At 41.2% G+C, this 20,482-nt stretch carries 22 protein-coding genes; 19 read left to right on the top strand and 3 right to left on the bottom strand.

Annotated features, from left to right (window positions below; genetic code table 11):
* Nucleotides 1-3 precede the first annotated feature (3 nt).
* The gene (gene miaA, locus Q4550_RS07335; RefSeq protein ID WP_303531756.1) at nt 4-939 is read left to right on the top strand and encodes a tRNA (adenosine(37)-N6)-dimethylallyltransferase MiaA; all 936 of its coding nucleotides are present in this window, start codon (nt 4-6) and stop codon (nt 937-939) included.
* A 46-nt stretch (nt 940-985) separates the two neighbouring features.
* Nucleotides 986-1,219, top strand: a complete 234-nt coding sequence (hfq, locus tag Q4550_RS07340) for an RNA chaperone Hfq (protein WP_048309744.1) — start codon at nt 986-988, stop codon at nt 1,217-1,219.
* An 87-nt stretch (nt 1,220-1,306) separates the two neighbouring features.
* Here the strand turns inward: hfq and Q4550_RS07345 are convergent, their stop codons facing one another.
* Complete coding sequence (locus tag Q4550_RS07345) at nt 1,307-2,287, bottom strand: tyrosine-type recombinase/integrase (protein ID WP_303531345.1); 981 nt, start codon at nt 2,285-2,287, stop codon at nt 1,307-1,309.
* 128 nt (nt 2,288-2,415) lie between these two features.
* On the opposite strand from Q4550_RS07345, the gene Q4550_RS07350 reads away from it, so the two are divergent.
* The 6 genes from Q4550_RS07350 (at nt 2,416) to glnA (ending at nt 8,207) form a co-directional block, all read left to right on the top strand.
* Nucleotides 2,416-2,601, top strand: a complete 186-nt coding sequence (locus tag Q4550_RS07350) for a cold-shock protein (protein ID WP_048309742.1) — start codon at nt 2,416-2,418, stop codon at nt 2,599-2,601.
* A gap of 15 nt (nt 2,602-2,616) precedes the next feature.
* On the top strand, nt 2,617-2,973 hold the full coding sequence (locus Q4550_RS07355; RefSeq protein WP_226612892.1) for a hypothetical protein: 357 nt from the start codon (nt 2,617-2,619) through the stop codon (nt 2,971-2,973).
* A 90-nt stretch (nt 2,974-3,063) separates the two neighbouring features.
* Nucleotides 3,064-3,990 (top strand): stage V sporulation protein K, encoded by a 927-nt coding sequence (gene spoVK, locus Q4550_RS07360; protein ID WP_483298559.1) that lies wholly within the window; start codon nt 3,064-3,066, stop codon nt 3,988-3,990.
* Between the two features lie 55 nt (nt 3,991-4,045).
* Nucleotides 4,046-5,308, top strand: a complete 1,263-nt coding sequence (gene hflX / locus Q4550_RS07365; RefSeq protein WP_242057377.1) for a GTPase HflX — start codon at nt 4,046-4,048, stop codon at nt 5,306-5,308.
* 12 nt (nt 5,309-5,320) lie between these two features.
* A complete protein-coding gene (locus Q4550_RS07370) occupies nt 5,321-6,589 on the top strand; it encodes a methionine gamma-lyase family protein (protein WP_303531351.1) in 1,269 nt (422 codons plus the stop codon).
* Between the two features lie 280 nt (nt 6,590-6,869).
* Nucleotides 6,870-8,207 carry a type I glutamate--ammonia ligase gene (glnA, locus tag Q4550_RS07375; RefSeq protein ID WP_194221477.1) on the top strand — a complete coding sequence of 446 codons (1,338 nt, stop codon included), beginning with the start codon at nt 6,870-6,872 and terminating at the stop codon, nt 8,205-8,207.
* Between the two features lie 283 nt (nt 8,208-8,490).
* Here the strand turns inward: glnA and Q4550_RS07380 are convergent, their stop codons facing one another.
* Complete coding sequence (locus Q4550_RS07380) at nt 8,491-10,161, bottom strand: CoA-disulfide reductase (protein WP_303531355.1); 1,671 nt, start codon at nt 10,159-10,161, stop codon at nt 8,491-8,493.
* A 323-nt stretch (nt 10,162-10,484) separates the two neighbouring features.
* Here Q4550_RS07380 and Q4550_RS07385 point away from each other — a divergent pair, with 323 nt between their 5' ends.
* The 10 genes from Q4550_RS07385 to Q4550_RS07430 all read left to right on the top strand — a co-directional run bounded on the left by Q4550_RS07385 (nt 10,485) and on the right by Q4550_RS07430 (nt 17,946).
* The gene (locus tag Q4550_RS07385) at nt 10,485-11,243 is read left to right on the top strand and encodes a C40 family peptidase (RefSeq protein ID WP_303531356.1); all 759 of its coding nucleotides are present in this window, start codon (nt 10,485-10,487) and stop codon (nt 11,241-11,243) included.
* Between the two features lie 206 nt (nt 11,244-11,449).
* Complete coding sequence (locus Q4550_RS07390) at nt 11,450-11,887, top strand: hypothetical protein (RefSeq protein ID WP_303531357.1); 438 nt, start codon at nt 11,450-11,452, stop codon at nt 11,885-11,887.
* A 45-nt stretch (nt 11,888-11,932) separates the two neighbouring features.
* Complete coding sequence (locus Q4550_RS07395; RefSeq protein WP_303531358.1) at nt 11,933-12,397, top strand: NUDIX hydrolase; 465 nt, start codon at nt 11,933-11,935, stop codon at nt 12,395-12,397.
* A 132-nt stretch (nt 12,398-12,529) separates the two neighbouring features.
* Nucleotides 12,530-13,063, top strand: a complete 534-nt coding sequence (locus tag Q4550_RS07400; protein ID WP_194221482.1) for a dihydrofolate reductase family protein — start codon at nt 12,530-12,532, stop codon at nt 13,061-13,063.
* A gap of 194 nt (nt 13,064-13,257) precedes the next feature.
* Nucleotides 13,258-13,491, top strand: coding sequence for a hypothetical protein (locus tag Q4550_RS07405; protein ID WP_303531359.1), 234 nt, complete (start codon nt 13,258-13,260; stop codon nt 13,489-13,491).
* A 59-nt stretch (nt 13,492-13,550) separates the two neighbouring features.
* Nucleotides 13,551-13,796, top strand: a complete 246-nt coding sequence (locus Q4550_RS07410) for a DUF4083 domain-containing protein (RefSeq protein ID WP_303531360.1) — start codon at nt 13,551-13,553, stop codon at nt 13,794-13,796.
* Between the two features lie 535 nt (nt 13,797-14,331).
* Nucleotides 14,332-16,143, top strand: coding sequence for a dihydroorotate dehydrogenase (locus Q4550_RS07415; protein WP_303531362.1), 1,812 nt, complete (start codon nt 14,332-14,334; stop codon nt 16,141-16,143).
* 238 nt (nt 16,144-16,381) lie between these two features.
* Nucleotides 16,382-16,786 (top strand): VOC family protein, encoded by a 405-nt coding sequence (locus Q4550_RS07420; RefSeq protein WP_303531364.1) that lies wholly within the window; start codon nt 16,382-16,384, stop codon nt 16,784-16,786.
* Between the two features lie 156 nt (nt 16,787-16,942).
* Complete coding sequence (locus Q4550_RS07425) at nt 16,943-17,206, top strand: hypothetical protein (RefSeq protein WP_303531366.1); 264 nt, start codon at nt 16,943-16,945, stop codon at nt 17,204-17,206.
* 221 nt (nt 17,207-17,427) lie between these two features.
* Nucleotides 17,428-17,946, top strand: a complete 519-nt coding sequence (locus Q4550_RS07430; protein WP_303531368.1) for a GNAT family N-acetyltransferase — start codon at nt 17,428-17,430, stop codon at nt 17,944-17,946.
* A 26-nt stretch (nt 17,947-17,972) separates the two neighbouring features.
* Here the strand turns inward: Q4550_RS07430 and Q4550_RS07435 are convergent, their stop codons facing one another.
* A complete protein-coding gene (locus tag Q4550_RS07435) occupies nt 17,973-18,281 on the bottom strand; it encodes a ferritin family protein (RefSeq protein WP_303531369.1) in 309 nt (102 codons plus the stop codon).
* A 599-nt stretch (nt 18,282-18,880) separates the two neighbouring features.
* Here Q4550_RS07435 and Q4550_RS07440 point away from each other — a divergent pair.
* Nucleotides 18,881-20,317 carry a DUF11 domain-containing protein gene (locus Q4550_RS07440; protein ID WP_303531371.1) on the top strand — a complete coding sequence of 479 codons (1,437 nt, stop codon included), beginning with the start codon at nt 18,881-18,883 and terminating at the stop codon, nt 20,315-20,317.
* Nucleotides 20,318-20,482: the final 165 nt, after the last annotated feature.

Genomic DNA, 20,482 nt, shown 5'->3' on the forward strand with positions numbered 1-20,482 from the left:
ATCATGAATAAAGAAAAACTAGTGACCGTTCTCGGTCCGACAGCCGTAGGGAAAACAAAGACGAGCATTGAGCTTGCGAAAGTGCTCGACGGTGAAATCATTAGCGGCGACTCGATGCAAATTTACCGCGGTATGGATATCGGAACGGCGAAAGTAACAGAAGATGAAATGGAGGGCATCCCTCATTATCTCATTGATATCAAGCAGCCTACAGAAAGCTTTTCGGCAGCGGAATTTCAGAAGCTTGCAACGGAGCTTGTGACGGATATTAATCGTCGGGGGAAGGTGCCGATTATCGCTGGTGGTACAGGCCTTTACGTGAAATCCGTTACTCATCAGTATGCTTTTTCCGAAGCTAAAGAAGACTCTGAGTATCGCGAGCAGCTTGAACAGATGGCTGATAAAGAAGGACCTATCGCATTTCATGAGCGCTTAAAAGACGTTGATCCTGTTAGCTATGAAACGATTCATCCAAACAATGTGAGAAGAGTGGTTCGAGCATTAGAAGTCTATCACGTGACGGGTGAACCAGTCTCTGCTTCTAAAGATGCGTTACCAGAACAGTCTCCTTACAATCTTGTGAATGTGGGTCTTACGATGGATCGGGATGTCCTATATGAACGCATTAATCAACGTGTCGATCTGATGGTAGAAGCAGGGCTGCTTGAAGAAGCGCAAAGTCTCTATGATGAAGGTGTACGGAACTGTCAATCTGTGCAGGCGATTGGTTACAAAGAAATCTATCGTTATTTGGAAGATCGCGTTTCGTTAGAAGATGCGATCATGGAGTTAAAACAGAATTCAAGAAGGTATGCGAAGCGTCAACTAACGTGGTTTCGTCACCAAATGGCGATGGACTGGTACGATATGACAGAACACCGCGAAGAAAAAATTCAAGAAATCTTGAAAGTTGTTGCAGGAAAGTTAGCAGATAGCTAGAAATGTAGTTAGGGAATGCCTTTAGAGAAAAAGAGGAGGACTGACAATGAAGCAGCAAATTAACATCCAGGATCAATTTCTAAACCAATTAAGAAAAGACAACGTTTTTGTAACGGTGTACCTGCTTAACGGATTCCAGCTGAAAGGGACGATCAAAGGATTTGATAATTTTACGATTATCCTTGAGTCCGATGGCAAGCAACAATTGATTTACAAACATGCGATTTCTACTTTCGCTCCACAGCGATCAGTTGAAATAAATTTTGAATCTGACAAGTAAACACAAAGGCCCTCGTTCTGATTGATGCAGGATGGGGGACTTTTTCATATTTAAAGGCTCTGTTAATTGAGCTAACAGAGCCTTTCGTTAAGATGAGATTTGCTTTTTCTCGATATAATCGAAGTACCGCTTCAGTGTTAGATCTGCCTTTAACCCAAACTGCATGCGAAGCTGATCAACTGAAAGATCATTTTCAATAGCTTTAATGACGCACGTTCGTCGCATATGCTGTGCGGATACGCCTTTTCGAAGTCCGGCTCTCTGTACTTCAAGGCGAATCATTTTCTGAACGGCGATTTCCGTTAACCGTTTAGGACGGTCGACTTCATAACTCCAGCGGTACGTTTGTCGCTGAAAGTCAAATGAGACGAAGAGCGGATCATCGCTATGAAGCCTCGGTCTCACAGGCGCTGGAATCGTGTGATAGTAATCGAATAAAATTTTCTTATGCTCCGGAGTAAGGTGGACCGTTCTTTTTCCTGAAGCGGAAGTGACACCGAGTTCATTTTGCTCAAAAGAGATGTCTTTCATCGATAGCGCGCATAGCTCTTGAAGCGTGAGGCCATAGTTTAGAAAGAGGCGTGCGATGATTAAGTTTCGGTCGATCAGAAATTCACGTGCTCTAAGCTGATTGTCCGTTAAATCAGTGAGAGATACAATCGTATCAAGGAGCTTTTGTGATTCTTCCTCCTGAAGAAAGTCGGTCTCGATATAGCCTGCGTCACCATTTGTTGGCAGGACGACTTCTTTCATAGGATTGGTCTTAGTTCGATTTAATGACATATAATAGCGATATACTTGATTCAATACAGTCATGATTCTTTTTAACGTTCGTTCGGAATAGTGGCGTTCCAGATGCAGGTAGCGAATGTATTCCTGTAGCTGTTCCGTCGTCAGATTGCGAAAGTTTTCGAAATCTACCTTGCGATGGATGGTGCGATACCAGATGGTGAAATCGACAAGGTCATAGCGATAGCGCTTTAGCGTAGACGCCTTGCGTCCCTTCCGTTCGAGTGACTGAAGATACTCTTCCAAGAAGTCTGGAAGTGGCTGGTTGAAAAGCTCCATTCGATAATCACCTCTCATTTTGTTCCATTATAACAAAATCTTTGAACATTCTGTTTTACAAAGGGTTACATGTTTTTGGGATTATTGGAAATACTATTGATAACCAAATCGAAAAGGAGCGGTTAGACATGGCCTTTTTTTCAAAACAGCAGCAAGAGCCTATTCCAGAAGTAGATACAGACGTCTGGTCTTGTTCGGGTGGAGATTGTGCTGGCTGGATGCGAGCTGATTACTCGTTCTCTGATACACCAGCATGTCCGTTATGTGGCGCTGAAATGATGAGTGAAGTACGAAACCTCCCAGAAATCAAATGATAATGGAGGCAACAGATGAATAAAATTGTCGAGAAAATCATGGATAAAGCAGAGCAGATTGTTAGTGTGACGAAAGCGGCAGGAAAAGGAAAACACGTTGCTTCCATGCAGCGCTTTTATGAAGTCTTTACTGATCTTCCGGAAGTGCAGAAGAAGGAAATCACTTATTTACGAAGTCGTTTTGTTTTATATACGCTAAGTGAAGGCGATATATTCATGAAGATGCTCGAACGCTCAGATCGCCACGTGCTTGAAATCGATGTCGTGGAGAACGGTGAAGTCCTTACACACTATAGATCCTATGACGCGAAGAAGGGCGAACCGAAAATTAATATTCCTGAATCCTTTGTTGAACGGATCGGGATTAGTTAAACACTCGAAAAGAGTGTTTTTCTTTTGGGCGTTTGTCACGGATTTGGGCTCAGTGCGTATACTATCGTGTGAGATTAAAGCGAGGTGAGCATCGTGCAGCAATCCGTAACGCAGCGTAAAGGTCAAATTAATATCGTCCTCCGTCAAACGGAAGTTCTTCAGGATACGGCGGATGCCGCGCTTAGTGAAGCAACGAAAAAGCATATGCCGCTTGAACGGATTCAACAGGAGATGGAACAGTTAATCGGGTTAAAGGAAATGAAGTATTTGTTAAAAGAAGTCTATGCGTGGCTCTATGTAAACAAGTGTAGAGAGGAAAACGGGTTAAAACAAAATACGCAGGCCCTTCACATGATGTTCAAAGGAAACCCGGGGACTGGGAAAACAACGGTTGCCCGCCTGTTAGGAACGCTTTTCCTTGAGATGAACGTTCTTTCAAAGGGGCACCTGATCGAAGTCGAGCGAGCGGATCTTGTCGGAGAATATATTGGCCATACCGCTCAAAAAACGAGAGAGCTTGTCAAGAAAGCAAAAGGCGGCATTCTTTTTATTGATGAAGCGTATTCGCTTGCCCGTGGGGGCGAAAAGGACTTTGGAAAAGAAGCCATTGATACGCTTGTGAAGGCAATGGAAGATCATCATAAAGATTTTATCCTCATTCTTGCTGGCTATTCAGATGAAATGGAGCACTTCCTTTCGCTAAACCCAGGGCTTCCGTCTCGTTTTCCACTTGTGATTGATTTTCCAGATTATTCAAATGAACAACTTCTTGAGATCGCAAAGAAGATGGCGGCAGAAAGACAGTATCGGTTCTCAAGAGAGACAGAGTGGAAATTAAAGCAGAGCTTTATCAAAAAGCGTGAGCGGGAAACAAATGCGTTTAGCAACGGTCGGTTTGTTCGAAATATCATTGAAAAAGCGATTCGAAAACAGGCGGTTCGTTTGCTACAAGCAGACGTCATTGATCGATCGGCACTTGAGCTTCTTTTACCAGAAGACATCCCTATAGAAGATTAAATGCGCATCTGGTATGATGAGAACAGACTGATTGATAAAGGCAGGGAACGTACATTTGAATAAAGAAAGAATTGAAGCAGCTGAACCAGCGATTCTAATCGGGATTCAGCTTCAAAACCAAACAGATGAACAGTTTGCATATACGATGGATGAACTGGCGGCACTAACTAAAACCGCAGGCGGTGTCGTGGAAGGCACGCTCTCACAAAAGCGGGAGCGCATACATTCGGCGACCTTTATAGGGAAAGGGAAAGTCGAGGAGCTAGCTTCCTTAATTGAAGAAAAAGAAGCAACAATCGTTATTTTCAATAGTGAGCTCTCACCAAGTCAGCTTCGGAATTTATCAGAAGCGTTAGACGCACGTGTGATTGATCGAACACAGCTCATCTTAGATATTTTCGCACAGCGAGCGAGATCACGAGAAGGTATGCTTCAGGTTGAGCTCGCTCAGCTTCAATATATGCTGCCGCGCCTTGCAGGACAGGGAACGTCCTTATCAAGGCTTGGAGGCGGTATCGGGACAAGAGGTCCAGGTGAAACGAAGCTTGAGACAGATCGTCGTTACATCCGTAACCGCATCACGGATCTGAAGCGTCAGCTTGACAATACGGTTAAGCACCGTGATCAATACCGTGCGCGACGAAAGCGCAATGAAACGTTACAAGTGGCGCTAGTTGGATATACGAACGCAGGGAAATCGACCATTTTCAATCGCCTAACAAATGCCGATTCATATGAAGAGGACAAGCTTTTCGCAACGCTTGATCCGATGACGAGGCAGCTGAAGCTTCCGAATGGCTACAACGTCCTTCTAACAGACACGGTAGGATTTATACAGGATCTTCCGACAACGCTTGTCGCTTCGTTTAAATCAACGCTTGAAGAAGCAACAGAAGCGGATTTGATTCTTCACGTCATTGATGCCTCGCATCCTGACAGGGAGCGTCATGAAGAAATCGTGTTAAAGCTATTAAAGGATTTGAAAGCATCTCACATTCCAGTGCTCACCGTATTTAATAAAATTGATCGCGCCGATCCGTCTGTTCAAAGCAGCGTCAATGAGCAAATTCTCATCTCAGCTCTAAAGCAAGCTGATTTGAAGCGATTGAACGACCGTTTGCAGAGCGAAGTCTTAAAGCAAATGGAATACTTCTCGATTTCGATTAACGCCGATCAAGGTGACAAACTAGCTTACTTGCAGCGAAACACCGTTTTAATCGAACGAGAGTGGGATGAAGAGAAGGATCATTACAGATGTAAGGGATATGCCCCAGCGCATTTATACGAACGTATCATTAACGAGTGGAACAACGATTAGGAGTAGAAGACTATGTTTATGAATTTTACACATCAAGAAGAACTAAAATCGCTATCGCAGAAAGCGGAAGAGAAAATCCAGCCAGCATTAAAAGAAATCGATGAGCGCGTTGAAGCGAACCAGTACCGCGTTCTCGAGGCCTTTCACAAAAATCGCATTAGCGACTTTCATTTTACTCCATCTACAGGCTACGGCTATGACGATGATGGCAGAGATACGCTTGAAAAGCTTTATGCCGATGTTTTCGGAGGAGAAGCGGGGCTCGTTCGCCCGCAAATCGTCTCTGGTACGCATGCGATTTCAACTGCCTTATTTGGCGTACTGCGTCCAAACGATGATCTTCTCTATATAACAGGTGCACCGTACGATACGTTAGAAGAAATCGTTGGCACACGTGGAGAAGGTAATGGTTCATTGAAAGACTTTCACATTGGCTATCAAGCGATTCCATTATTGGATGAAGCAGTGGATTATGATGCTGTTCGAAACGCGATCACAGCCCAAACAAAAATGATTGGCATTCAGCGCTCGAAAGGCTATGCGAACCGACCATCGTTTACGATCTCTGAAATCGAAGAGATGATTGCTTTCGTAAAATCAATCAAGGAAGACGTTATCGTTTTCGTTGATAACTGCTACGGCGAGTTCGTGGAAGAGCAGGAGCCTTGTCACATTGGGGCAGATCTCATTGCAGGATCATTAATTAAAAACCCTGGCGCAGGTATCGTCAAAACTGGTGGTTACCTTGTAGGGAGAGAAGACTTGATAGAGCTTTGCGGCTATCGCTTAACGTCCCCTGGGATCGGACGAGAAGTTGGCGCTTCGCTTTATTCTCTACAAGAAATGTACCAGGGGATATTCCTTGCTCCGCACACGGTTGGGCAAGCGGTAAAAGGCGCTGTGTATAGCTCAGCCCTACTTGAAGAAGCTGGATTTAATACAACGCCACACTGGAACAGCAAGCGAACGGACCTCATTCAATCGGTTCAGTTTGATGATAGAGAGCGAATGATCGCATTTTGTCAGGCGATTCAGGCGGCTTCTCCGGTGAATGCGCACGTTCGTCCGGAACCCGCTTATATGCCAGGGTATGAGGATGACGTGATTATGGCAGCGGGTACGTTTATTCAAGGGGCTAGTCTTGAATTGTCAGCTGACGGACCACTCAGAGCTCCGTACGTTGCGTACGTTCAAGGTGGGCTCACCTTTGAACATGTGAAAATTAGCGTGCTTCGTGCCGTAGATGATTTATTGAATAAAGGTTTGATTACTGTCTCATAGGTTATTTAGGTAGGGATTTATTCCCTGCCTTTTTTTGTTCTAAAAAGCATGTGAGATTACCTCACGCACTTTAACACGATAACGTGAATGTTCGTGTATGATGAGTGTAAGTGAAGAAGGGAGTGGCAATTTCGAATGTTAATGCGATTCTGAATTTTTGAATTGCTTCGAAATGTACTCATTTGACGAGTCGAGCATAAGGAAAGCACACATAAACTCGTACAGGTATTCTAGCGGATTCACTAAAATCTTTTTATTTCTTAAGGAGGATTCATTTTACATGTCGAACAAATTTACAGCAGACGATATTAAGAAAATGGCGCAGGACGAGAACGTTAAGTTCATTCGCTTGCAGTTTACTGACCTACTAGGAATTATTAAGAACGTTGAAATTCCGGTTGATCAGCTTGAGAAAGCTCTTGATAATAAAATGATGTTTGACGGTTCTTCAATCGAAGGCTTTGTACGTATTGAAGAGTCTGATATGTATCTTTACCCGGATCTAGATTCATGGGTAGTCTTCCCATGGTCATCTGAAAAAGGAAGGGTAGCTCGTCTTATTTGTGACATCTACAGCCCGGATGGTACGCCATTCGAAGGGGATCCTCGTTCAGTTCTAAAACGCGTTCTAAAAGAAATGGAAGAGCTTGGTTTCTCAGACTTCAACATTGGACCAGAGCCAGAATTCTTCCTATTCAAAATGGACGAAAACGGTGAACCAACGCTTGAACTAAACGACAAAGGCGGATACTTCGACCTAGCGCCAACAGACCTTGGTGAAAACTGCCGTCGTGATATCGTTCTTGAGCTTGAAGACATGGGCTTTGAAATTGAAGCATCTCACCATGAAGTAGCTCCTGGACAGCACGAAATCGACTTTAAATATGCTGATGCACTAACAACGTGTGACAACATCCAGACGTTCAAGCTAGCGGTTAAAACGATCGCTCGTCAGCACGGCCTACACGCAACGTTCATGCCGAAGCCACTATTCGGTGTTAACGGATCGGGTATGCATGCCAACATGTCCCTCTTCAAAGACGGAGTAAATGCATTCTACGAGCCGAAAGATGAGCTTGGCTTAAGCGAAACAGCACGTCAATTCATCGCTGGAACTATGAAGCACGCTGAAGCGTTCACAGCAATCACGAACCCGACGATCAACTCTTACAAGCGTCTTGTTCCTGGATACGAAGCTCCTTGCTACGTAGCATGGTCTCTTCGTAACCGTAGCCCGCTTATCCGTGTTCCTGCTTCCCGCGGAATCAGCACACGTATCGAAGTACGTAGCGTAGATCCATCTGCGAACCCGTACCTTGCAATGGCAGCACTACTTGCAGCTGGACTTGACGGCATCAAGAACAAAATGACGCCACCAGCTCCAACAGAGCGCAACATCTACGTGATGGATAAGCAAGAACGCGTTGAAGAAGGCATCACAGACCTTCCAGCAACACTACACGATGCGCTTGAACTTCTTAAGAAAGACGAAGTGATGATGAAAGCACTAGGCGAGCACGCAGCCGAGCACTTCATCGAAGCAAAAGAGATCGAATGGGATATGTTCCGTACGCAAGTACACCCTTGGGAACGCGAACAGTATATGACGACTTACTAAGATATAAGAATGACCCCTCGACACGGTTGTGTTGAGGGGTTTTATTTTTGATTTTTTCAGAATAACTGCGAAGGTTTTCGTAATTCATACTAGAATATAAGAAATGAATTGTAATTGAAATATATTTAAAGCTGCATACCCCATCAAAATTGAATAGGAAATGCCGCTTTTTATAATGATCATATTTATATTAGAAGAGTGTATGAGTAGTCTGTATCATAAGAACAGTACTATTGATGACAGATGCAATAGAAGTTTGCTTGTTTTAATCTCAAGAAATGAACTAAATTACTATTCTTGATGCAATCTCTCCTCTAACTAGCTCATAAGTCCGATACCCCCCATCAAGATTAACCACCTCAAACCCATTCTCCATTAGAATACGTGTCGCAATATACCCTCGTAGTCCAACCTGACAATGAACATAAATCTTTTCAACCTGCGGCAGTTCATGAATCTTACTCCGTAATTCATCCACTGGAAGATTAATAGCTCCTTTAATAAACCCATTCTTGAATTCTGATGGATTTCGCACATCAATAAGCGTACACCCATTTGCCACGATTGCATCAATCTCATGCCACTGAACGGTTTCAATCATGCCTTCGAAGATGTTACTTGCTACATATCCCGCCATATTTACCGGATCTTTCGCTGAAGAGTAAGGAGGGGCGTAGGCGAGTTCTAAGTCAGGGAGATCGAGAACGGTTAGGCCTCCTTTAATCGCGGTGGCGATGACATCGATTCGCTTATCTACGCCATCCTTACCGACTGCTTGAGCACCGAAGATCTTTCCGGTTTCTTTATCAAAAATAAGCTTCAAGGCAATAGGGGAGGCGTTTGGATAATATCCGGCGTGTGAACCTGGGTGAACGTGTACAACTTCATAAGCAATCCCAAGGCTTTTTAAGGTTTTCTCATTATTACCAGTCGTTGCAACGGTATAGTCAAATACTTTGGCAATGGAAGTCCCGAGTGTCCCTTTATAAGGTGTATTTTTGCCGTAAATGTTATCAGCAACGAGGCGTCCCTGTCTGTTTGCTGGCCATGCTAAAGGAATCATGTTTGGTTGCTTATTAATATAACATTTTACTTCAATGGCATCACCAATCGCATAAATGGAAGGATCACTCGTTTGGAGGTATTCGTCTACTTGAATTCCGCCTCGCGTACCTACAGATAAACCGGCATGGACAGCGAGTTCATTTTCAGGTCGGACACCGATTGACAAAATGATCAGGTCCGTATCAATCTCTTTTCCGTTTTGGGTGAGTACTTTCGTTCCATTCCCTTCAAACGCCTTTACTCCGTCATTTAAAATCAAGTTAATCCCTTTATCTCTAAGGTGCTTGTGAACGATCGCGGCCATTTCATAATCGAGCGGCGGCATGATTTGATTTGCCATTTCAATTAGTGTGACGTTCATGCCAAGGTCGCTCAAGTTTTCAGCCATTTCAACCCCGATAAAGCCACCGCCTATAACAACAGCTTGTGATGGTTTCTCTTCATCAACATATGATTTGATCCGATCGGTATTAGGAATATTTCGAAGAGTAAAGAGTGCCTTTGCTTCATTAAGACCAGGGATCGGTGGCACAATCGGACGTGCTCCTGGTGAAAGAATTAGTTGATCATACGTTTCCTCGTAAGTTTGACCGGATTTTAAATCGTGCACAAAGATGGATTTTTTTGCACGATCAATTCGTGTAACTTCGCTCAATGTACGAATATCAAAGTTATACCTTGCTGTCATACCTTCTGGTGTTTGGACGAGTAGTTTCTTGCGGTCTTCAATCGTTCCACCTATATAGTAAGGGAGCCCACAGTTGGCGTAAGAAATATACTCACCTTTATCAAACATAACAATTTCTGCGGTTTCATCTAATCTCCTCAAACGAGCTGCCGCTGTTGAGCCACCAGCTACGCCACCAACAATTACAATTTTCTTACTCATATGATCGTCTCCTTTTTAATTACCTATAGGGGTATTTGTCTCTTTTATTATATTTCATTATTGCAGGGAAGAATGTGATGGTTCTCACATTTAATTGAATGATGTCACATCTAGTAACACTAGAAATGCTTTTTGTAAAAGTTATCATTCAGGCTTAATCGGAGTGAAACCTTATGATCGAACTTTTCTGTTAGACTAGGTGAATCGGCTCGAAGAAGTGTGACAATCACACGGCATATAGGTTGCTAGTAGTTACATATCTTTAATTTTTATTTATCTATCAAGTTGCTAAACTTCAGCTAGAATCGGTAGGAGGAATTTACATGAACAAATCTAGATTAACCGCACGAAAATATATTGCTTCATCTACTTTGGTGGCCGCGATGATCTTTTCTTCGGTCTTAAGTGAAGGGGCATTTGCTAAGGTCGATTCAAATGACGTGAAGCAAAGCGATTCAGCTAATTCATCAATCAATGTTCTGATCGGGGACCGTGGCGAGGCTGTTACGGCACTACAAACAGAACTGGAATCTCTCGGTTATTATTCATATAACTTGGATGGTATTTATGGTCAGATTACAGAAGATGCCGTTGAAGAATTTCAAGAAGACGAGGGACTTACTGTAGACGGGATAGCTGGACCTGAGGTTATGGGTGCACTATCCTCAAGTGAATCCGAAGCGACTGAAACGTCAGATGACGTTCCTACTGAGTCCGTTTCCGAATCCGAAGTGGTTTCCATTGCGGAAAGCTTAATTGGAACACCATATGTATGGGGCGGCACAACTCCAGACGGGTTTGACAGCAGTGGGTTCATCCAGTATGTGTTTAACGAAGCTGGAGTCGACTTATCAAGAACGGAACGTGATATGTGGAAATATGACGGGACAGAAGTAGAGTCTCCAGCGATCGGGGATGTTGTCTTTTTTGAAGGCACTTATGATGTAGAAGGAGCTTCACATAGCGGAATCTATATCGGCGACAACCAAATCATCCACGCAGGTAGCGGCGGTGTGGAAGTCACTGATCTTAGCTACGATTTTTGGCAAGACCATTATTTAGGCGTTAAGTCATTCAAATAACCATCATATAAGGCCAGCGTGATTTATAAATAATCGCGTGGCTACTTCAAGAGGGATGCTAATCATTTCATAAGATGATTAGCATCTTTTTTTCGCAGTTCATTGAGTGATGTATGAAATCTTCTCATTTATTTACAATCGTCATCTGTATGGATATCATAGATATTGAGAAAAGATATCTTGTGTAATGAAAGTGAGATTCAATCATGTCAAAACATCACGCACTACAAAACATCTTTCAAAGAAAGTTAGCGTTAAGCGTTGCTTATATTGTGTTAGTGTCCCTTCTTACGTCAATGCTATTTTATCCGGAAATGTCATATTTCCATGGTGTGAACCATCTGTTCTTTGAAATATTTTTAGCTATCTACATTTATGGCATTTGGGCTTCTTTGTTAAGTGACGTCTTAGCCTCGATTCTATCGGATCGAACTAGAATACGAGAGGTGTATGGATCAGCGTTCTTTCATATCGGGGCTGGAGCACTCTTTGGCCTTGGGACCATGGCTATCGCTGTTTCGTTTTTCTTATTGGATCGCTTTTTCATGAAATACATAAAAGTAAATTGGACGATCCCTTTCATATGTTTTGGAATTCTAGTTCTCATTTTTATTCTAAACTTGAATAACTATTTTCCATATTAGTTAAAAGATCAGTAGAATAATCATAAACAACTATGGAGGTTAGTTATGGACTACATAAAGCACCTACGTTCTATGGTAGGTCATGAGAAAGTCATTATGGTCGTAGCGGGGGCGATGGTTTTTGATGATGAGAATCGATTGCTGTTACAGCTTCGCACTGATAGCAAGTCATGGGGACTGCCAGGTGGGTTTATGGATTTGAATGAATCGGTTCAGGAAACGACAAGACGAGAAGTATTTGAAGAGGCGGGACTTGTGTTGAAAGGCATGTCGCTGTTCGGGATCTATTCTGGCCCCGATAAAGAAAAAACGTTTGGTAATGGCGATCAGGTGTCACCGGTTCAAATTCTTTTCCGCTGTCATGATTTTGAAGGTAAGCTACGAGGAAGTGACGAGTCGTTGGAGACAGCATTCTTTTCACTAGCTGATCTTCCGGAAAACCTCTTCAGTGAGCACAGACTTATGATTAATGATCTTGTAAGTGGTAAGGAGCAGCCTATCATTGGGTAATAGAAATGATTCAAGTAAGGCAACATATTAGAGGTTAAATGTGAGATAGTAAGAGAGATTCGCCGCCTTTTCATTATTTGATATAGTGATCTTCCAACAAATCATTTCAACGAGTTTATAGGAGGGAATTCAATGCCAAAGCGGAAAGTATCCGTATACATCGCAACTAGCGTTGACGGCTACGTTGCAACAGAAGATGACTCACTCGACTGGCTTTTTAAAGTTGATCCAGAAGGTGACGCGGGTTATGGGGAGTTCATGAAAGATGTTGACACACTCATCATGGGGCGACGTACATATGACTGGATAATGGAACAAGAGAACGGGGTTAACCCGTATGAGGGAAAAGCTTCCTATGTGTATACGACTCAATCACGAGAAAACACAGACGATGTTACATTTACATCGGAAGACCCTTCTTCATTATTGAGTAGATTAAATGAGCAGGGTGGAGAGACAGTATGGCTGATCGGTGGCAGTGTATTGGTTCATGAATTTCTTGAGAAGAATTTGATTGATGAATTCATTATCTCGCTTGCACCAGCGTTAATTGGAAAAGGAATTCCACTATTTCAACACAGTGAGATCAAGCATGACCTGGAGTTAACCGATGTGCGCCAGTATGGTCAGTTTGCACAGCTTCATTACTTAGTGAAAAAAGGATAATGTAAGATATTGAAAAAGCCGTTCAATCAAATTGTCCAAAATGGTTTGGGCATATTGATGAACCGCTTTTTTTTATGCGATTTTGATAAGAAAATGCTTGAAGGACGCAGTTTATTGGTAAAAATATGGTATTGTTTAATAGTAGATGAATGGGATTATGAAAGTGATTAGAAAAAAGTTATTGGAGGGTTTTTTTGTATTTACTATTATCGATCTTTTTAGCCTCTATTTTAGGGTTCATTTTGATGATGACTGGGCCACTAGTAGGTGGAATTGTAGCGTTTGGCATCGTTGCTGGTTGCCTTTTCCGTGGACTGTATCTCCTCCATGACATCCATCACAGAGTTTCTAAGATTACCCCAGAAAGAGATAAAGTAAAAGAAGCTTATCAAAAGTACCTAAATGAGCGTGAAAGCTCTTCCTCTTGAAGAAGTTGATGAGAGCCTAGCTTTAAATATTGGGTAAGTAAGTAGGATAAAGATTAGAATTGGAAGATAAGGTAGAAGCACATTGTATCTCATCTAAGAATATCAAAGAATGGAGTAGTGGTAGTTTGGATAATGGACCTTCCTTGTTGATCTATTTGATGACAATCATATTGTTGGGCATCACTGTAGGATCTTTCGTATTATTTATAAGACGGCTGCTGATTAATTCAAAAGTTAATCATAAGCGAACGAAAAATGTTGAAGAGAAGCTCGATAAGATTATCGAGTTGCTAGAAGAAAAATAGTTAAAATATGTCCGTATGAAGAAGTGGAAGCTTGAGTAAATCTGATTGTGGCGTGTATGCGCGCAGTCTTTTTTCTATTTCTGTACAACGGTGATCGAAAAGGAATGAGAAATTCCTAGTTCCTTAAAATAAACAAGAAATAACAGTCCCGCTATTTAGTTAAAGAACGATTCATTAGGAAGGCGTGATTTCTATGACTCTGTTAAGAAAAGTTAATTTGTTATTGGCAATCGTAGCAATAGGAATGGCTTTCAATCATGTTTTTATTTTGCCTAACGCGATTTCTAGTCAAGTCTTTATCTCATTTTTGTTTGTCATGTTTCTACTGTTTGGAATCGAAAAAATAAGAGAAGAAGAACAAATTAAAAAAATAGCCAATACATACATTGTTACAGCGGTTATACTTTTCATTCTGTTAATGACTGATTTATTATAAAAAAATATAAACTAATGGAAACGCCTGCGTCTCAGAACAGAGCTTATTTCATAACATAGTAAACTATAATTAAATTATGTAAACTAGAAGGGTGATTATATGCCGGACTGGTCCTACCATGTCATGTTTAAACCTTTTCTATCAAAATGGAGTCCCGAAGCTTCAAGAGAGTTTATTCATCAGTCCATGAATCGTATCGCTTCACTTCCAGGTGGACAGCATCTCATTCATTTTTTAGGAAGAGAAGAGGTAGCGGGTGAGCTGATGGTTAAGATCGAAGACATTACTTTTCCAGGGTGTGTGGGTCTATCAGGCAAAATTGATCCTAGACTTTCTGGTTTAAAAGGATTTAGCCATTTGGGGTTTGGCTGTATTGAAATTGGTCCGATTACGAAAGAGCCATCTGAAGAATACACGAAACCAACGAGGCTACAAAATGGAAGTATTGCTTTTTCTGAACAGGGAGAGAGAGCGGGCCTTGCAAAGACGCTTCAACGGTTAGATCAAGCCAAGTTGGTTCAGCCCGCTATGTTCCAGTTAAGCGGTACAAGCGTTGAGCTGATTGAGATCGCTAGAGCTTTAAAACCTTATAATGGTGTTTATGAAATCCATTATAATGAAATCGATTTTACGAATATGGATGTGCTGAGGTCCACTCGAGAATGGAAAAGCATTTATGTTCGAGTACCAGGTAATCAAATTGAAAAAGCTGACTTGGATTCTATTTCTCCATACATAACGGGTGTTGTGATTGATGAAGTGCAAGGTTTAGATACGTTAGCAAACCTTGCGATACATAAGGAAGCGTTAGCCTATTGTCAAAAAGAATTTCCTTCATTACGATTGGTGACCGTGGGTGGAGTGAAAGAGCCAGAAGATGCTCTACAGCTAGTGAATAACGGTGCTGATTTGTTGTTCCTATCTGGTGAATATGTCGAAGCTGGGCCAGGGTTGCCTAAGAGAATTTATGAAGCGATGAACGATAGCGCATTTGAAGAAGAAAGTCGTGGATGGAAAGACTACTTTTTGTTTGGATTATTTATCATGATCGGTGGCATGATTGCTTTAATGTTAAGTCTCACTTCGATCGTTTTACCATATGATGAAAGGTTTATGCAGCTAACTCGTCAGGAGCTGTTGCTCTTTAATGAACGACTCTTATGGTTTATGGCACATGACCGAATGACGTTAGCTGGAACGATGATTTCTGGTGGCATTGTTTATATGACGCTGTCTTATAACGGAGTTAAGTACGGTTTGCTGTGGGCAAAGCAGGCGATTGATATTGCCGCAATTATCGGTTTTCTAGGCATCTTGCTTTTCATTGGCTATGGGTACTTCGACTGGTTACACTTGCTGTTTTGGATTGTGTTATTACCCTTTTACTTTAGAGGATACGTGAAAACGAAAGGTATAAAGAGAACGCCAAAATCACGAAACCGTCGGAATGACCAGGCATGGCGTAAAGGCGTTATTGGGCAATTTTGTTTTGTTATGCTTGGATTTTCATTTGTTCTTGGTGGAGTGATTATTGCCGGAATTGGTGTGACAGGGGTTTTTGTCCCAACGGACTTACAATACATCTGCATGCCAGCGGATCTCATTCAGTCCTTCAATGATCGATTGATCTCAGTTATCGCCCATGACCGTGCTGGATTCGGAGGAGCGATGATTAGCGTTGGATTGTTAGTGCTAATGTCTGCTCTCTGGGGCTTCCAATCGGGGAATACATGGCTATGGTGGATGTTTCTTATAGGAGGGTTGCCTGCGTTTGTAGCAGGAATTTATGTACACATTATGATTGGCTACACGACGTTTATTCACTTGCTTCCAGCTTACATCGCTCTTGCGCTATTTTTTGGAGGATTATATTTTTCAAAACGTTATTTGATGGGGAAGTATTCATCTTGAAGAATTAGTGCTGAATCTTCAATTGTTTAATGGGTTCCTATTTTAATTAGAAGCTGAAGTTCACTTTATGGGGCTTCAGCTTTTTTATATGAGTTATTTCCTCATATCATCCTAAAGTCGTAGAGAAGTTCATTCATTGTTCTAGCGCAATGATGCTGGAGAAAGCTTAAAATATACGTATGTAACAATTAGATTGTTGAAGTAACCTGCTTATATATGGTAATTGGAGGGAACGACGATGAAATTTCAAGATTTTAACGCAGTGCAAGTTCGAATAGCTAGGCCGACCGATCAATTTGATAAGGTTATTCAGTTTTATGAACATGGATTAGGCTTGCAGCGAGTGGCTGAATTTACTGGACACGCAGGATATACGGGAGTGGTATATGGTTTACCTCATCTATCTTATCAGCTAGAGTTCACGTCACATGAAGAAGGTAGCCCTTGCCCTGCTCCTACTGCTGATAACTTGATCGTTTTCTATATTCCAAATGGAGAAGAGCTGAAGAGCGTAGCAAAAAGACTTAATCAAATGGGGCATAGGGAAGTAGAACCTGAAAATGTGTATTGGAAAGAGAAAGGGATAACGATTGAAGATCCTGATGGCTGGAGAGTTGTACTAATGAATACAGAAGGGATTTAAACTTAATAGATACGTAACATTTATACTTGTAGTTGGAATTGAGTGTGGAATAATATGTTAAAATCAACGGTAAGGATAAAAAGGATTTATTATATTGAAACTGCTCACACCAAAATTACGTAAAGCGTCACCACGTTAAAAAGGAGGAGGGGACAAATGACACCTGTTATCTTAACAATTATCACGGTTACAGCCTTAATTGTAGCTACATTTATTGTTTTACGGAAAAGAAAAGCGGCTGGGTTGACCGGTATAAAGAGTGCTTTAACGCCAGTGTTTCTCTTTCTCATTGCAATCGTGAACCTTTTAGCTTCCTGGTTTGATTTCATGGGAATGATTAACTGGGTTGCGATGATGGTTTTTCTCTTACTCGGTGCTTATTTCACTAAGTACACCTTGAAAACCGAAAACAACACTTAATCTGTTGTTTTGACTGAAATTGTGTAAACGATGGTTGTTCGGATTGCGTTGTTAGCGGCGATGATGCTATCGATGCTTGTTTATATCTACCGTCACTCACTCTTCAATAGGCCTGAAGACATTAAACTGCTTAAGTCCTTGTAGGGATTTTGATTGTTACATGGATTGATTCACGATAGGTAAAGTTCTACTATGAATGATTTAGCGTGGGGGAGAACATGATGGAAGTTAAAATACATAAACTTCAAGAAAGTGATGCGGAATCATTGTTTCACTTTGAAGTCGCAAACAGAGTTTATTTCAATAAGATGGTCCCAGATCGTGGAGAAGATTATTATAAATTTGAGACGTTTAACGACAAGCTCGTACAATTAGTAACTGAACAATCTCTCTGTTTATCGACCTTTTATCTTATAAAAGATGAAAATGGTACGATCTTAGGAAGAATTAATTTAGACTTCAGTTCCATCAACAATTGCGCCGAGCTTGGTTATAGAATTGGTGAAGGTTATACCGGCAATGGAATAGCAACTAGAGCGCTCAAGCTTTTATTAGAAAAGACAACCAATCTCGAAGTCATTCAATGCATAGTAGCTAGAACAACTCAAGATAATGTCGCCTCACAGAAAGTACTTGCGAAAAATGGTTTTACATATGCTTATACGGATCAAGATGAAGTCTTATTGAACGGCAAGTTTGTATCGTTGCTTCATTACATATGGAAAAAGGAAGCCCGTTGATTATTATGATCAGCGGGACTTTATTATTATCCAGCTTGCCTTTGTGCAAGCTCTTGATTAAATAAGAGAAGAGCGGATGTATTATCATCTGCTAACTTTAACCTCTCTACGATCGTAAGCGTTTGTGCTTCTTCATCAATTTGTTCTCGTAAGAATTCCTGTACAATAACTGTTGTTTGCGGGTCGATTTTTTTAATATAGTTATAGGCCTGACGGTAGGAATTAGTGATATTTTTTTGATCCATATACGCTGACATTGCTAGGTACAACGTTGTAGAAATGTGTTCGATTAGAATCAACCTGTTTAACAGGTCTTGAACTTCCTTCTGTACCATTCCATCCACCTCGTCATCTTCATATAACTCAATGTACTAAGTAGTTATTTGTCTCGTTACACCATAAAAAGTTTAGTAGAAACAGCCGCTTGTTTGAATTAGATGACTCATTAATATTTTGAAATAGGTTCAAATGGCATTTTTAGTGACAGCTTTAACAAAGCCATAAACTAAAATTATTATATATTATTAAAACCCCTTTGAATTCGTATGATCGAGTTTAAAGGTTTTTTGATTTTTTCATAAAAGTAACCCGTTTCATCTTGTTCATGATCTTCATATATTATTGTATGATCAATTGAAGTTAAGAAAGAGAAATAAGACAAAATTCACAAGGAAGATCTTCTATCAAATTCCAGAAAAGCAAAATGTCTCTGATAGTTTGCAATAACTTAATGTAACTGTTCCGGAACTTGGCGTTATCGTAGAAAAAGGTAATTGAACAATGTATTTTCAAACTAGTCGAATATGTACACCCTGTCCTAACGCAATGCATACAATATATAAGGAAATATTAAACAAAGGGTAACTTGAAGTAGATGAAAAATTTAATTTATCATGTTTCGAGCCTACTATATTGTTAGAAAGGATAACTGATTATGGCTTTTATAAATCGATTTTCAGTTAATAATTGTGGAGCAATTACATTTACAGGAAATACCCTTGGGCTTAGTGGAATTAGTAATACACCAAATACGGCAGGAACAGATGGTACAATTGGTGCCTTCATTACGCTTGATAGTGCTTCAACTGTCGATGCCTTTCCTCCACCAGCGATCATAGGATCAGCTGGTACAACGACAGACTACACGGAAAATGAATCTCAAGCTGTTCTCGTTCTACCTGTGGGAAGTACGGTGCTCTATGCTGAATTGATTTGGGGAGGATTATATATAAGTAATGATGAAGACCTGTCGGCATTAATAGATGATGACATTTTATTTTCTACTCCGCTCGTAAGTGACACCCCGATTACACCTGATCCTATCACAGCAAATGAATTTAACGGTTTTTATATGCGATCAGCAGATGTTACAACGCTAGTGCAATCTGCTGGAGCAGGAACGTTCAGTGCTGGAAGCGTGCCAGCAATTGTTGATTCAACAGGTTTTGTTAACCATGCGGGGTGGACGTTAGCAGTTGTTTATGAAAACACAGCATTAAATAACCGTAATATGAATCTTTATGTTGGAGCAGATGGACAAGTAAGTAACGGTAACCCGATTGACGTCCCGATAACGGGTTTTTTAACTCCTCCGAGTGGTGACGTAGATGCAAGAGTGCTCTTGAGTGCACAAGAAGGTGACGCGAATATTAGTGGGGACCAGGCGGAATTCGGTGAAGACGCCTTATCGCTAACGAATTTGTCAGGGCCTCGTAACCCGGCAGGAAACTTCTTTGGTTCACAAATAACAGATGATTCAGGAAATTTAGATACGACTGGCTCTTACGGTGATCGAAATCAAAACCCTGGTACTCCTGGGACAAACATATTGGCGGGAAGACAGGGATGGGACATTAGCAATGTTGATGCGACCAACTACTTACCAAATAATCAAGCATCTGCGTTATTTCGATTTAGTTCCACAGGTGATCTTTATATGCCTAATGCGCTAGGCGTCCAGATTGACTTTGGGGAAGCAGACCTAGAATTGGATAAAGAAGTGAGTAAAACAATCTCGTACGCTGGAGACGTTTTAACATACACCGTTACAATAACAAACGATGGCGTAGTAGAAGCTGACAATGCTTTTTTTGAGGATCTACTTTCTGATGGTTCAGAGTTTATTCCAGATACGGTGAAGATAGACGGCGTTACCCAACCGGGACTAGACCCGGCGGTGGGCTTCTCTTTAGATCCAATTCCAGCAGGAGATTCACGTGTGATCAGCTATAAAATACGTGTTGGTAGCAAGTGTTTTATTATTAATGAAGCAACTCTTACGTATAGCTGTGGTAAAGTTGCGACTAGTAATTCAGTGATTACAACAGCTTGTCAGCGGTGTTGCGGGGATGACGGTGGGTGTTGCTGTTAGTGAAAGGATGCTGTATTTATGCTCAGCATCCTTTTTTTATGTTATAGAGATTTACTACCCCTATCAGTGACTGTAAACTAACTGATTGCTAGATAGAAATATTTTTTAGAAATAGAATAAATAAAAGATGGCATTTTTCTAAATATTTTGAAATAATTGGAAGTG

It is taken from the genome of Anaerobacillus sp. 1_MG-2023 (assembly GCF_030547345.1).
GTDB classification, from domain to species: Bacteria; Bacillota; Bacilli; order Bacillales; family Guptibacillaceae; genus Guptibacillus; species Guptibacillus hwajinpoensis_B.

What these genes read in the sequence shown, in the direction of transcription:
- miaA (WP_303531756.1), top strand. Translation starts at nt 4, where the DNA reads ATGAATAAAGAAAAACTAGTGACCGTTCTCGGTCCGACAGCCGTAGGG.
- hfq (WP_048309744.1), top strand. Translation starts at nt 986, where the DNA reads ATGAAGCAGCAAATTAACATCCAGGATCAATTTCTAAACCAATTAAGA.
- Q4550_RS07345 (WP_303531345.1), bottom strand. Translation starts at nt 2,287, where the DNA reads ATGGAGCTTTTCAACCAGCCACTTCCAGACTTCTTGGAAGAGTATCTT.
- Q4550_RS07350 (WP_048309742.1), top strand. Translation starts at nt 2,416, where the DNA reads ATGGCCTTTTTTTCAAAACAGCAGCAAGAGCCTATTCCAGAAGTAGAT.
- Q4550_RS07355 (WP_226612892.1), top strand. Translation starts at nt 2,617, where the DNA reads ATGAATAAAATTGTCGAGAAAATCATGGATAAAGCAGAGCAGATTGTT.
- Q4550_RS07370 (WP_303531351.1), top strand. Translation starts at nt 5,321, where the DNA reads ATGTTTATGAATTTTACACATCAAGAAGAACTAAAATCGCTATCGCAG.
- glnA (WP_194221477.1), top strand. Translation starts at nt 6,870, where the DNA reads ATGTCGAACAAATTTACAGCAGACGATATTAAGAAAATGGCGCAGGAC.
- Q4550_RS07380 (WP_303531355.1), bottom strand. Translation starts at nt 10,161, where the DNA reads ATGAGTAAGAAAATTGTAATTGTTGGTGGCGTAGCTGGTGGCTCAACA.
- Q4550_RS07385 (WP_303531356.1), top strand. Translation starts at nt 10,485, where the DNA reads ATGAACAAATCTAGATTAACCGCACGAAAATATATTGCTTCATCTACT.
- Q4550_RS07390 (WP_303531357.1), top strand. Translation starts at nt 11,450, where the DNA reads ATGTCAAAACATCACGCACTACAAAACATCTTTCAAAGAAAGTTAGCG.
- Q4550_RS07395 (WP_303531358.1), top strand. Translation starts at nt 11,933, where the DNA reads ATGGACTACATAAAGCACCTACGTTCTATGGTAGGTCATGAGAAAGTC.
- Q4550_RS07400 (WP_194221482.1), top strand. Translation starts at nt 12,530, where the DNA reads ATGCCAAAGCGGAAAGTATCCGTATACATCGCAACTAGCGTTGACGGC.
- Q4550_RS07415 (WP_303531362.1), top strand. Translation starts at nt 14,332, where the DNA reads ATGCCGGACTGGTCCTACCATGTCATGTTTAAACCTTTTCTATCAAAA.
- Q4550_RS07420 (WP_303531364.1), top strand. Translation starts at nt 16,382, where the DNA reads ATGAAATTTCAAGATTTTAACGCAGTGCAAGTTCGAATAGCTAGGCCG.
- Q4550_RS07425 (WP_303531366.1), top strand. Translation starts at nt 16,943, where the DNA reads ATGACACCTGTTATCTTAACAATTATCACGGTTACAGCCTTAATTGTA.
- Q4550_RS07430 (WP_303531368.1), top strand. Translation starts at nt 17,428, where the DNA reads ATGGAAGTTAAAATACATAAACTTCAAGAAAGTGATGCGGAATCATTG.
- Q4550_RS07435 (WP_303531369.1), bottom strand. Translation starts at nt 18,281, where the DNA reads ATGGTACAGAAGGAAGTTCAAGACCTGTTAAACAGGTTGATTCTAATC.
- Q4550_RS07440 (WP_303531371.1), top strand. Translation starts at nt 18,881, where the DNA reads ATGGCTTTTATAAATCGATTTTCAGTTAATAATTGTGGAGCAATTACA.